Consider the following 13,463-nt stretch of genomic DNA (forward strand, 5'->3'; position numbering starts at 1 on the left):
AATCAGTTATATTGAGTATAGAGAAACCGAGGGGGACCGCGGTTTTTATTTTGAACTAAAAGAGGTAATTATGGCTGAAGAAGAACCACAAAAAGATTGGTATGTTGTTCATACCTATTCAGGTTATGAAAATCGAGTTAAACAAAATTTGGAACAGCGTCGTGAATCGATGGGAATGACTGATTTTATTTTTCAAGTTATCGTGCCTGAAAATGAAAAGATCAAAACTGGCCCAAATGGCGAATTAAAAAAAGTTGTTGAAAATGATTTCCCTGGTTATGTTTTGGTGGAAATGGTAATGACCGATCAGTCCTGGTACGTTGTTCGTAATACTCCGGGAGTAACCGGATTTTTGGGCTCCCATGGTCAAGGGTCAAAACCAAATCCTGTTACAAAAGACGAAATTGATCGGATTATGCATCGAATGGGCTTGATTGAGCGCAAAGTCGATGATCTTAATGTTAAAGTCGGAGAAACTGTCTCGATTATCGGTGGCGCCATGAATGGCATGGAAGGTAAAATTACTGCCATTGATAGGGAAAAGCAAGAAGTCCAAGTACTTGTCGACATGTTTGGGCGTGAAACCGAAACAGAAGTTCCATTTAATGACATCGATAAAATATATTGATAGTATAATCAATTAAGGAAACCGTTTTCCTGCCAAAGGAAGAAATAATTTCAAATTACATAAAACTTCAGTCATCGACTTATAATCTTTGCTTGCAAGTTTTTATTTTGACGATTTTTCTTAAACTTGATTATGAAAATTTAACCAAAATATTTCCGAGTGAATCGCTACAATGGATTTCTTGTTTGATCGTCCTTTCGGAATCCGGTTTTCCTTTTAATAATTTGAATCTTTTTTAACTGCTTTGCGTCAATGAAAATAGTTTCAAATTTTTAATTTAGATTATTTTTGAAAAATTAGGAGGAAGATATGGATTACATGATTGGCGTCGACCTCGGAACAACTAGTACAAAGTCGGTACTATTTGATCTAAAGGGCCATATAATCGCCTCTTCGAGTAAGGGATATCCGCTTTATCGCGACAAACCGGATATGGCCGAAGAAGATCCGGTCGAAATTTTTGAAGCTTTGATTGATTCTCTCACGGATGTTGTTCGCGCTGGAAAATTAGAGAATGACGATAAGATTCTCGGCGTTTCTTTTAGTTCTGCAATGCATTCGCTGATTGCTTTTGATAAAGATTGGAAGCCGTTAACTCGCGTGATCACTTGGGCCGACGGACGAGCTTTTAAATATTCCGAACAATTAAAAGAAAGCGGCGTCGGCCAGGAAATATACAGCAAGACCGGCACGCCGATTCATCCAATGGCACCTTTGAGTAAACTTTTGTGGCTCAAAAACGAACAACAGGATATTTATAAAAAGTCCAAGCATTTCCTTGGCATCAAGGAATATATATTCCATCGTTTGTTTAAAACAAATAAAATGGATATCTCGATTGCTTCAGGAACCGGCCTTTTCAATATTTTCAATTTGGATTGGGATCAACAGGCCTTACAAATTACCGGACTGTCTAAAGATCAGTTGCCAACTCCGGTTGAACCTTATGAAATCGAACGTGGTATGAGCAAAGAATACGCTAAGGTGATCGGCATTCCGGTTGATACTCCATTTATCTATGGCGCTGGTGACGGTCCGTTATCAAATCTTGGCGTGAATGCTATTCAGCCAGGGGTTGCTGCCGTTACGATTGGTACTTCCGGTGCGATCAGGGTTGTTACAGACAAACCAAAAATAGATCCAAAAGGACGTACTTTTACTTACGCCCTTGATCGCAATCATTGGGTTGTCGGCGGTCCGGTTAACAATGGCGGTGATGTCTTTCGTTGGGCTCGCGACAATCTTTTTGATGCCGAAAAATCAACGGCTGCGCTTTTAGGTATCGATAGTTATGATTTATTGACTGAAATAGCTTCGAAAGTTCCGGCTGGTGCTGATGGTTTGCTTTTTCATCCTTATCTCGGTGGTGAAAGAGCACCGATTTGGGATGCCAATGCGCGCGGATCCTTTTTTGGCCTGACGCATTATCATACTCGTGCTCATATGGTACGGGCGGTCCTTGAAGGAATTATCTTCAATATTTATATGGTCGCCTTAGCCCTGGAAGAAGTAGTTGGCGAGTTGAAATCGGTTCAGGCAACTGGTGGATTCGCTCATTCGGCTTTATGGCGGCAAATGCTGGCCGACATTTTCGAACAATCCGTGACCGTTCCGCAGGAGATCGAATCCGGTGCTTTGGCAGCGACGGTTGTTGGACAAAAAGCTTTAGGCTTAACGGACAAAATTGAAAACATATCTGGCATGCTTGGCGGTGCTGAAACGTACAAACCAAATCCAGAAAATTACGAGACTTATCGTGAACTTACACCAATTTTTATTCGCTTGAGTCGTCAATTACAGACGGAATACGAAAACATTGCTAATTTCCAGCGTGAACATGTTCACATTAAACTAACGGAAAAGTAATCGTTTATTAATTTTTTTGGATTTTGGAGGAAATATGTCGTCACTTGCAGCTATTACTGTCGATCCGAAAACCGGCTTTTTTTCTTGGCTGGTTAACGGGTTTAATATTTGGCCTTTCCTGATTTTAGTTTTAGGAATCGCTTTACTTTTAACTTTGATTTTAAAATTTAAAATCAATACTTTTGTTACTTTGATCCTTGTTTCAATTATTGTTGCTTTCGCTTTGGGAATGAATCCGGCCGGGATTGCTGCGGCAATACAAAACGGAATTGGTGGAACCTTGGGCGAATTGGTTGTTGTCTTCGGATTTGGTTCTATGATCGGCCGCTTGGTTTCCGATTCCGGTGGTTCTTATCGAATTGCCAAAACTTTGATTGCTAAATTCGGACGGAAAAGGCTCCAATGGGCGGTTGCTTTTGCTTCGTTTATTATTGGAATTTCCCTGCTGTTTGAAGTTGGATTAGTTGTTTTGATTCCAATCGTCTTTACGATCGCCTTGGAAGCCGATGTTCCTTTGCTCTATTTGGGTATTCCAATGGCGACCGCCTTGTCGGCGGCCCAAGGCTTTCTGCCTCCTCAACCATCACCGACGGCGGTCAGCAATCTTCTTGGTGCCAACATGGGAATGGTCTTGATTTATGGAATTATCGTGGCAATTCCGGCGATGATTATCGCTGGTCCTGTGTTTACGAGAATAGCCCAAAAATATGTACCAAAAGCTTTTAAAATTACCAAGCATCTAGACGCTTTGGGAACAGTTAAGGAATTTAAATTAGAGGATACCCCGTCATTTGGAATTTCTATTTTGACTTCCTTGATGGCAGTTATCTTTATGGTTATTACAACAATTATTACGATGGTTGTTAATGGTGGAAAAAAGGTTTACACCGGTACGATCGGTGATGCTGCATGGAAGGCAATGAGAACTGCGGACCAAAAAGGTTATCTGCTTCATCCAACAACTTTTCAGAAAATCATTGCTTTTCTTGGCAATCCTTTAATTGCGATGGTAATTGCTTTATTGTTTGCTCTTTGGTCAATGGGACCGCTTCAGGGGCGTTCGATTAAAGATGTTAATAATACATTAACCGATGCTATCAAATCGATTGCGAATTTGCTGATGGTTATTGGTGGTGGAGCTGCCTTTAAAGGTGTCCTGACTTCCGGTGGAATTTCAACCACAATTGCTCAGGCCTTTGCTCACTCGTCAATGTCGCCGATTCTGTTTGCCTGGTTGGTTGCTGTAATAATTCGTGTTTCAGTTGGTTCGGCGACTGTTGCCGGAATGACTTCAGCTGGTATTGTTGCTCCGATTGTAGCTTCGCAAACAGCTATTAACCCGGCATTTGTTGTTTTGGCTATCGGTGCCGGTTCGCTAGCTGCCAGCCATGTTAACGATGCTGGTTTCTGGATGTTCAAGGAATTCTTTGATTTGGATGTTAAAGAAACTTTGAAAACCTGGACTGTATTGGAGACTTTGATTTCCGTAGTTGGATTATTAATGGTTCTTTTGTTGTCGACGATTTTCCACTGATTATTGTTGATTAAATTATCAAGTCAGCGTATTATTAACTCTGCATGTTTTAAACGATCATGTGCGGAAGTAGCGTCACGGCTACGTTTCCACCGCTAGATTTATGAGAGGAGACATTATCGTGGCAAAAAATGTCGTAAAAATTGTTAAATTACAAATTCCAGCCGCTAAAGCTACTCCAGCCCCACCGGTTGGACCAGCTTTAGGACAAGCTGGTGTTAATATTGGTGAATTTACCAAGAGTTTTAATGCACAGACAAAGGATATGGTGGGATCAATCGTTCCAGTCGTAATTTCGGTTTACGAAGACCGTTCATACACTTTTGTATTAAAGACCCCACCGGCTTCTGACTTATTACGGAAAGCAGCTAAGGTCGACAAAGGTTCGGGACAACCGAATACTTTGAAAGTTGCTAACGTGACTTCAGCACAAATTGAAGAAATTGCTAAGACCAAGCTGCCTGACTTGAATGCCGGCAGCCTTGAAGCAGCTATTAACATTGTTAAGGGAACGGCTCGTTCAATGGGATTTCTTGTTGATGGCAAATCCCTTGATCAAGGTGCTGCCCGTCTGGCAACCGGTGCTGAAATTGCCGAAGCCGAAGCTGAAGCTGAAGCTGAAGGTGCTGCTGCCGAAGCTGGCGTTACGGTCAAAAAAGATGATGAAGATGCTGATGCAACTGATACTCCAGCGGAAGGGAGCGCTGAATAATGGTTAAGAAACACAGTAAAAAATATTTAGCTGCCGCCGAGAAAATCGACCATTCCAAAAAGTATTCACTTGTCGATGCCGCAACTTTGGTAAAAGATATTTCATTTACCAATTTTGATTCCAATGTTGAAGTTGTATTTGATTTAAATGTCGATACAACTAAAGCGGATCAACAATTACGTGGTGCAATTGTTTTGCCGAATGGATCTGGTAATCCAAAAACGGTTGTTGTTTTTGCCGATGGTGAAAAAGCCAAAGATGCTACTCAAGCCGGTGCTGATTTCGTTGGTACTGATGATTTGATCCAAAAAGTTCAGAGCGGTTGGACTGATTTCGATGTTGCAATCGCAACTCCTGATCAAATGGCCAAAGTCGGTCGAGTTGGTCGCGCTTTGGGTCCTAAAGGCCTGATGCCAAACCCTAAGGAAGGCACTGTAACGATGGATGTTACAAAAGCCGTTAGTGATGCCAAGGGTGGTCAAGTAACTTACCGGACTGATAAAAATGGTAATGTTGCCGTTCCGGTTGGAAAAGTTTCTTTTGATAGTGATAAGTTAGCTGAAAATATCAAAAGTGTTTCTTCAACGATTCTTGGCGCTCGTCCAAGCACTGTTAAAGGAACTTATGTATTAAGTGCTCACTTGGCTTCAACAATGGGACCTGGTGTTGAACTTGATGTTTCTTCATTATAATTAGCAAGTATTTTCCGAACGACTTGAGAAATCGAGTCGTTTTGTGTATCATCATTAAAGTAAATATCGTTTTTACCTAAGACGTCGGTTGCCGTAAGGTGTAATTCCTGCCGAGGAAAGCTAAGCTTTTTTATGGCCGCGTCTATTGCGCGGTTTTCTTATGTGTAGAACTATTTACGGAAAGGATATCTCATGAGCGAAAAAACGATTGCAGTCAAAGCTCAAAAAGTTGACGAAGTTGCTGATATGTTTTCAAATTCCGTATCGGCGGTTGTTGCTGACGTGCGTGGTTTGACTGTTGCCCAGGCTGATGATTTGCGGGCCCAGCTTCGTGACGAAGGCGTTTCACTCAAGGTTATCAAAAACAAGATTTTAACTCGTGCAGCTGAAAAAGCTGGTTACCAAGAGTTAAATGATTTGTTCAAGGGACCTTCAGCAATTGCCTTTTCTAAAGAGGATGTGGTTGCCCCTGCTCGAATTTTAAAGAAATTCAGTGGTACTGCTGATGCTTTGGAATTAAAAGGTGGAGTCATCGATCGCAAAGTTGCGGATCTTGACACAATTAATCGTTATGCTGCATTGCCTTCCAAGGAGACTTTGCTCCAGCAATTACTTGCCGAATTCCAGTCACCGCTCCGCAGCTTTATGTACGCAGTTAAAGCTGTTGCCGAAAAGCGCGAAGCAGATGGTGAAACAGCTGAGACTCCAGCACAGGAAACAGCTAGTGACGATTCAAAATCTACAAAGGCTGAAGCATCCGATGCTTCGACTACTGAAAACAAATAAAGCGCAGAATTAATCTGCATATTGGAGGAAAAACATGGCATTTGATAAAGATGCAATTATCGCTTCTTTGAAAGAAGCTTCAATCCTCGATTTAGCCGACTTAGTTAAGGCAATCGAAGACGAATTCGGTGTTTCGGCTGCTGCTCCAGTCGCAGCAGCCGGCGCTGCTGGCGACGATGCTGCAGCTAAAGATTCATTCGATGTTGAGTTAACTGAACCAGGACAGGCTAAGATCGGTGTTATTAAGGCCGTTCGTGACGCAACCGGCCTTGGTTTAAAAGAGTCTAAAGACTTGGTTGACGGTGCACCATCAGTTATTAAAAAGGACTTGAACGAGTCTGATGCTAATGACTTGAAGTCAAAGCTCGAAGCAGCCGGCGCTACTGTTACCCTTAAGTAATTTAAGATTTTTTTAAAACCGCTTAAGCGGTTTTTTTGTCTCTTAATTTCAATTTTCCTCAGGATATAATGAAGAGATATGAAAGAAGAAAGATCGATTAGAATTCTGGCTCCGGTTGCAGGCAGAATTACTGATATTCAAGTTAAGCAAAAAGAGAAGGTTAATGCTGGTGATGTTATTGGCACATTGAGTGTTAATAATGTTAAAAACGAAATATTGAGTGAAACGACCGGGATTATTTCTTCAATTAATGTCAATGTTGGAGATCGAGTAATTGCAACCGATACTTTGTTTGAAATAGCGAGCGATGAATAAAAAACAGGAACAATATTTTACAAATCAGCCGACTTCGGCACATGATTTGCATACAATTAATTTTAATTTTGCCGGCAGGGAACTTATTTTCAAAACAGATGCCGGTGTTTTTTCAAAGTTAAGAGTGGATTTTGGTACGAAGGTTCTTTTGGAAACTATTCATAGCCATTTTCAAGAACTTCCAGACGGAAAAATTCTCGATCTCGGTACCGGTTACGGACCAGTCGGTATCAGTCTCAAAGCGCTTAAGCCAGATTTGAAGATTGATATGGTTGATGTCAATCAGCGTTCTTTAAATTTGGCAAAAAATAATTTGGAACTGAATGATTTTTCAGCGAATGTTTTTCAGTCCAATATTTATGAAAATGTTACTGGCAGTTACGCAGCGATCATTGTTAATCCACCAATCAGAGCCGGGAAAACCGTTGTTACCAAAATGCTTGTAGAAAGTAAAAAGCATTTAATCAACGGAGGCATAATTTTAGCTGTTCTCCAGAAAAAGCAGGGAGCGCCTTCAGCCGAAAAGAATCTTAAAAATACATTTGAAAATGTCGAAATTCTAAAACGCAATAAAGGTTACTATGTCTTACAATCAGTCAATGACTGAAGAATTCATGCAATTGGCCTTAAAGCAGGCCCAGACGGCTTTTGATGAAGGAGAAGTCCCAATTGGGGCGGTCTTGGTTAAAGATAACCAAGTGATTGCAGCCGACCATAATCGAAAAGAACAATCCGGAATTGCTACGGCTCATGCCGAAAAATTAGTAATCGAAGGGGCTAATCGTTCTCTGGGTGACTGGCGTTTGAATGATTGCTCCTTATTCGTGACTATCGAACCCTGCGTTATGTGTTGTGGAGCTATCATTCAAAGTCGAATTCCAAGATTATTTTATGGAGCCGCCGATCCGAAATTTGGTGGTGTTTCTTCACTTTATCATTTGTTGGAAGATAGTCGCTCAAATCATTTTGTCGAGGTATATCCGGATGTTTTGGCCAAACAATCGGCTAATTTAATGCAGGATTTTTTCAGAAAGCTAAGAAAAAATCAATAAGAAAGCAGAACTGCATTGTTGATTGAAAGAATCCATTCCCTGGAAGAGATATATAATGTAGCTGAATACTGATCTCGATAAATTGTCTCATTTTGGTATCTATTATTAGCAGCGATAGTCTTTACTGTTTGAGGAGTTTTAATTTAATATGGATGACAAAGATTTTGCTGAAATCGATTTAAAAGAGTTATACAAGCAACTGGATTCGAACAAGAACGGTCTTACACAATCGCAGGCCGAACAAAAATTAAAAAAATTCGGTTCAAATATTATTACCCGCGCACGCGGTGAATCTCAAATAAAAACTTTTTTTAAATCTTTTAGCAGCATGATGGCAATTTTGCTCTGGGTATCCGGTATTATTGCGATTTTTGCCGGAATTACCGAACTGGGAATTGCTATTTGGGCTGTTAACGTTATAAACGGCCTTTTTTCGTTCTGGCAGGAATTCGCTGCTAAAAAAGCAACTGATTCTTTAATGAAAATGCTCCCAACATATGCCAGCGTCTATCGCGACGGAAAATTAACAAAAATTGAAGCAACGAAAATGGTTCCGGGAGATATTTTTTCGATACAGGCTGGTAATTCAATTTCGGCCGATGCTCGTTTGATCGAAACTGATGAATTGCAAGTCGACGAATCAGCACTAACTGGCGAATCGACACTTATCAGTAAATCGCCCGACTATTCAAAAGGGCAGGGCAAGTTTGCTTACGGAAATCTGATATATGCCGGAACGACTGTTTCCGTTGGAACTGGTTTGGCAATTGCCTTGTCAACCGGCATGAAAACAGAGTTTGGAAAAATTGCCCAATTAACGCAGACAGCTAAACGGGTTGATTCCCCTCTGCAGATCGAACTGAATCGTTTGACTCGGCAGTTGTCAATCATTGCCATTTCGATCGGAGTTGTCTTTTTCTTCGCTGCCGTCTTTTTGGTTAAAAATCCAATTGCCAAGTCCTTTATATTTTCTTTGGGAATGATTGTTGCATTTATTCCGGAAGGTCTCTTACCGACAGTCACACTTTCTTTGGCACAAGCTGTTCAACGGATGGCTCATAAAAATGCCTTGGTTAAGAATCTTAATTCGGTTGAGACCCTGGGTGAAACAACGGTTATCGCGACAGATAAAACCGGTACCTTAACGCAGAATCAGATGACGATTAATCATATTTGGACCAAAGAATCCGAATATGAGGTCTCGGGCGAAGGCTACATTAATAATGGTGAAATTCGGGAGAAAAACAAGCCGGTTGTTTTAAGTGAACATTCATCTTTAGAACAATTAATTAAAATTGCCAGTCTTGATAACGACACAGAAGTTCAAGCACCAAAATCTTTAAAAGACAGTCCGAAAATAATTGGCACTCCTACCGAGGCTTCTTTGACGATTTTGACTGAAAAATCAGGAATCGATTTTGTTGCTTTGAAAAAGAAAATGCCTCGAATTCACGAAGTTCACTTTGATTCTCGTCGTCAAAGAATGAGTACCATTCATCAACTTGCTGACAATAAAAGGGTTATTTTTACGAAAGGGGCTTTGGATTTTGTTCTTCAAGTTACCGATAGAATTTTAGATAATGGAAAAGTTCGTTCGATCACGGAAAACGATAAAAAAGAAATCCTCGATGCCAATCGAAAATATGCCAGCGATGGTCTGCGTTCTTTGGCTTTTGCCTATCGCGAGACTGATAATAAGGTTGATCCAAAAGAATACAAAATTGATAATACGGAAGAACATTTAATTTTTGTTGGCCTGGCGTCAATGTCAGACCCACCTCGTCCACAAGTCTATCAGGCAGTTAAAAAGGCTCATTCAGCCGGAATCAAGATTATTATGGTAACCGGTGATTCAGAACTGACGGCCAAGTCGGTAGCTATGAAAATTGGATTGGTATCAAAAAAGGTGCAGGTTGTTACCGGAGAGAGACTCAGCCGGATGAATACCGATCAATTGAAGAAAGCCCTTAGCGGTGAGATTATTTTTGCAAGGGTCGCTCCGGAACAAAAATATCAAATTGTCACAACTCTTCAATCGATGGGTCATATCGTTGCTTCGACCGGTGATGGAGTGAATGATGCTCCTGCTTTAAAACAAGCCAATATCGGTGTTGCAATGGGTGTTTCCGGGACTGATGTTGCTAAAGATGCTGCTGATATGATTTTAACCGATGATAATTTTGCTTCGATCGTATCAGCGATTGAAGAAGGACGAGCGGTTTATTCCAATATTCAAAAATTCCTGCTTTATATTTTGAACTCTAATATGCCGGAAGCCATTCCGTCGGTTTTGTTCTTGCTTTCCGGAGGAATTATTCCGCTTTCACTAACGGTTATGCAGATTTTAACGGTTGATCTCGGAACCGATATGTTGCCGGCTTTGGGTTTGGGAGCCGAGAAGATCGAGGCTGGCGTCATGGAACAGCCGCCGCGGGATCGCAAGGCCCACTTGTTAACAAAAAATCTTTTAGTCAAAGCTTTTGGCTGGTATGGACTTTGGGGGTCAATTATTTCGACCGCCGCGTACTTCTTTATTAACTGGACACTTGGCTGGCCTGGGCAAGCACTTGTTTCCTCCGGGGCAAATTATCGTGAAGCGACAACGATGACCTTAGCAGCAATTGTTTTCTTTCAGATTTCGGCTGCAATTGATGCCCGGACGGAAAAAATTTCAGTCTTTAAAATTGGGATTTTTTCCAATCACCATGTCGATTTTGGGATTTTCTTCGAAATTTTACTTTTAATTGTATTAATGTACGTTCCTTTTTTGCAGAATTTGTTTGAAACAGCCCCTCTAAAACCGCTTGAGTGGCTTCTTCTGGCCTGTGTTCCGCTACCAATGATTTTGCTCGAAGAAGGGCGAAAAGCCTGGGTTAGAAAGCATGATTAGTTTAAAATTATGCTAATTATCTAGTTTTCACTATACTTAAATCATTAAATAAAAGGAATGATGTTTTGAAAAATAATTTTAAATACAATGCTTTTACTGATGATTCTTTTTTTGATCCTTTTGATGAATTGAAGAGAATTAATTTATTTGATGATAGTTTTTTTGAAAATAGTTTTCATGATAATTTGAAAATTTTCTTTAAGCGAATGTTTCCCAATTGTCACTCTTTTGAAGCTAAAAAAGAAGCAGAAAAAGCAATTTTAGTTAACGGGAAAAATGATTTATCAACTTATTTGGAAAGAGATTTCCAGTCGATTTCGGCTGAAGATTTTTATTTAGTGATAGATCAATTACTTGATTTTAATTTGGGTTTGGAAATTGATTTTGGCAGTGGGAAGCAATTCTTGATCGACAGTGGCCAACAGGTTTTGTCAGCAGTGAAGATCGATTCGACTAATTTGGCCGATTTTCTTTTTAATGCTTTGATTCTCCGATCAGCGAACGGTTTAAGTTTGATTGATAATTTAGTCAGCGATGGCTTTTTGATCGAAAGTTTTGCCAATAAAATTCCAAAACCACTCTTTTTTGCCGGTAAATCATTGGCAGTTTTTCAGAAAAAAGATCTTCTTCATGAAAGGGTATATATCGATACACGAATCGACACAGATCAAGATCGGAAAAATGATCTGCTTTTATTGACGATTAGCCGACCAAAAAAGGAAGTTGCCGATTTTAAAGTTCCGGTAATTTTGACGGCCAATCCCTATTTTTACGGAACAAATGATATGCAGGAAGATGTTCACAGCCCAGAAGGAGATTTATCGATTAAAGACGATTTTAATTTTCAAATTGGCAGTTCGTCCGAGACCGAAAAGCAATTACCGGCTTTAAAAAAACAAGAAGTCATTGAGGAAGAATCTTTTAAAAGAAGCAGTAAGACCGGCGCGTCGACCTTTCCGTTAAACGATTATTTTTTGGCTCGTGGTTTTGCGGTTGCGTATTATGGTGGTTTGGGAACTCGTGGTTCAGATGGACTGCGTTCATCTGGCGGTCCCGATGAGACAACGGCTTGTTGTGCGGCAATTGAGTATTTAAGCGGGCACAGGTTAGCATTTACAGATAAAGCTGCCTCTAATTCGATTCGGGCAGCCTGGTCAAACGGGTCGGTTGCCATGACTGGCCGAAGTTATCTTGGCACGCTCGCAACGGCCTGCGCCACTCGTAATCCACTTGGTTTGAAAACGATTATTTCCGAGTCGGCGATTTCTTCTTGGTACGATTATTATCGTGAAAACGGTTTGGTAGTTGCTCCGGGAGGATTTCAGGGCGAAGATGCGGACGTTTTGGCTTTGGATACCTTTTCTCGTTGGTTTGATGGATCACAGTTTTTTAAAATTAAATCGATTTTTGAAAAAAGTTTGTCGGAAATGAAAAAGGCCGAAGACCGCCAAACCGGAAATTACAACGAATTTTGGGATCAACGAAATTATTTAAATCAAGCAGAAAAAATCAAGATTGATTGTTTATACGTCCATGGCTTAAACGATTGGAATGTTAAACCGATAAATGTTTTTAATATTCTTGCCAAATTATCGAAGCATAGTGGTCAAAGCGTGAATGTAATTCTTCATCAAGGACAACATATCAGTCCCCATGATATTCGTTCTTTTGACTATCTTGATATTTGCAACGCCTGGCTGACTCATGAATTATTTGGATTGGAAAATTCTATTCAAAAGACCCTTCCGAAAGTCATTGTCGAAGATAATATCGATCCGGAAATTTGGCATGGCCAGTCCGACTGGACTCAAACAGAACGCAAAAGTGAATTTAATTTAGCCAGATTAGCCGGTGAAAAACTGGCCAGTTATAAAGATAATCTTACAGAAATTTATCATAATCATTATTCAAACTATGAAAATTACGAGAAGGATTTTTATTCTGCTAAGGAAATTTTCGATAATTCCCTTTTAAAAATAAATTTACCGACAATCGCTGATTCGACAATTAATGGGCGCATTCAATTAAATTTAAGAATTAAAACAAATTCCCGGACAGGTCTTTTAACAGCGGCTCTGGTCGAAATGAATGCCGGGAAACATTCCAGCAAAGTTACCAAAATTGTTTTAAACCGTAATTTTAAGATTAATTTTGAGGATCACGCGATTCCTTTACGCGATTTTTATTCCAAAAAAACAGACGAGCACCTGATTACTAACGGCCACATTAATTTGCAAAATATTCAGGGACCAAATATTGTTAATCAGGTATATGAGAATCAGTTTCTTGATTTAAAGCTATTGCTTCAGCCAACGATATATCGTTTAACAGCATCTTCGAAAATAGTTTTGTTTATTTTTGCCAGCGATATGCAATATACATTGCATCCTCAAAAAATCCAGGAATATACTGTTGATTTAAAAGAAAGCAAAATTATTTTGCCCATTCTTTGACAGTTTTTTGTAAAATTCGTTACAATATAGAAGCGGGCAGATGCCACTAGTGAATCAGGTCAGGACAGGAATGTAGCAGCCTTAAGCTAGTCAGGTATTGTGCTCGTTTTTGTTTTATCTCAATGTTAGAATTTT

The 13,463-nt window shown here is 40.1% G+C and carries 11 protein-coding genes, 1 other RNA gene and 1 pseudogene; all 13 read left to right on the plus strand.

The window, feature by feature from the left end:
- Positions 1-70 precede the first annotated feature (70 nt).
- The 13 genes and pseudogenes from nusG (at position 71) to ffs (ending at position 13,447) form a co-directional block, all read left to right on the plus strand.
- Positions 71-628 (plus strand): transcription termination/antitermination protein NusG, encoded by a 558-nt coding sequence (nusG, locus tag A3G9_RS0101490; RefSeq protein ID WP_002816367.1) that lies wholly within the window; start codon positions 71-73, stop codon positions 626-628.
- Between the two features lie 309 nt (positions 629-937).
- The gene (gene gntK, locus A3G9_RS0101500; protein WP_002820803.1) at positions 938-2,494 is read left to right on the plus strand and encodes a gluconokinase; all 1,557 of its coding nucleotides are present in this window, start codon (positions 938-940) and stop codon (positions 2,492-2,494) included.
- A gap of 34 nt (positions 2,495-2,528) precedes the next feature.
- Positions 2,529-4,028 (plus strand): gluconate:H+ symporter, encoded by a 1,500-nt coding sequence (locus A3G9_RS0101505; RefSeq protein WP_002821734.1) that lies wholly within the window; start codon positions 2,529-2,531, stop codon positions 4,026-4,028.
- A gap of 121 nt (positions 4,029-4,149) precedes the next feature.
- Positions 4,150-4,566 (plus strand): annotated as a pseudogene (gene rplK / locus A3G9_RS0101510) (50S ribosomal protein L11); the annotation flags it as partial.
- A gap of 173 nt (positions 4,567-4,739) precedes the next feature.
- Entirely contained in the window at positions 4,740-5,432 is a 693-nt protein-coding gene (gene rplA / locus A3G9_RS0101515) for a 50S ribosomal protein L1 (RefSeq protein WP_002820800.1), read from the plus strand.
- Between the two features lie 192 nt (positions 5,433-5,624).
- Complete coding sequence (rplJ, locus tag A3G9_RS0101520) at positions 5,625-6,218, plus strand: 50S ribosomal protein L10 (protein ID WP_002821736.1); 594 nt, start codon at positions 5,625-5,627, stop codon at positions 6,216-6,218.
- Positions 6,219-6,252: 34 nt separating this feature from the next.
- Entirely contained in the window at positions 6,253-6,618 is a 366-nt protein-coding gene (gene rplL, locus A3G9_RS0101525) for a 50S ribosomal protein L7/L12 (protein WP_002820797.1), read from the plus strand.
- Positions 6,619-6,696: 78 nt separating this feature from the next.
- Positions 6,697-6,933, plus strand: a complete 237-nt coding sequence (locus A3G9_RS0101530; RefSeq protein WP_002816842.1) for an acyl-CoA carboxylase biotin carboxyl carrier protein subunit — start codon at positions 6,697-6,699, stop codon at positions 6,931-6,933.
- On the plus strand, positions 6,926-7,540 hold the full coding sequence (locus tag A3G9_RS0101535; RefSeq protein ID WP_002821737.1) for a class I SAM-dependent methyltransferase: 615 nt from the start codon (positions 6,926-6,928) through the stop codon (positions 7,538-7,540). The genes A3G9_RS0101530 and A3G9_RS0101535 overlap by 8 nt, the downstream gene beginning before the upstream one ends.
- Entirely contained in the window at positions 7,515-7,985 is a 471-nt protein-coding gene (locus tag A3G9_RS0101540; RefSeq protein WP_002820795.1) for a nucleoside deaminase, read from the plus strand. The genes A3G9_RS0101535 and A3G9_RS0101540 overlap by 26 nt, the downstream gene beginning before the upstream one ends.
- Before the next feature lie 148 nt (positions 7,986-8,133).
- A complete protein-coding gene (locus A3G9_RS0101545) occupies positions 8,134-10,875 on the plus strand; it encodes a cation-translocating P-type ATPase (RefSeq protein ID WP_002820794.1) in 2,742 nt (913 codons plus the stop codon).
- A gap of 65 nt (positions 10,876-10,940) precedes the next feature.
- Positions 10,941-13,328 carry a Xaa-Pro dipeptidyl-peptidase gene (locus tag A3G9_RS0101550; protein ID WP_002820793.1) on the plus strand — a complete coding sequence of 796 codons (2,388 nt, stop codon included), beginning with the start codon at positions 10,941-10,943 and terminating at the stop codon, positions 13,326-13,328.
- A 23-nt stretch (positions 13,329-13,351) separates the two neighbouring features.
- An RNA gene (ffs, locus tag A3G9_RS1000000109765) (signal recognition particle sRNA small type) lies at positions 13,352-13,447 on the plus strand.
- The last annotated feature ends 16 nt before the right edge of the window (positions 13,448-13,463 follow it).

This window comes from Oenococcus oeni DSM 20252 = AWRIB129 (genome assembly GCF_000372485.1).
In the GTDB taxonomy this organism is placed as follows: Bacteria; Bacillota; Bacilli; order Lactobacillales; family Lactobacillaceae; genus Oenococcus; species Oenococcus oeni.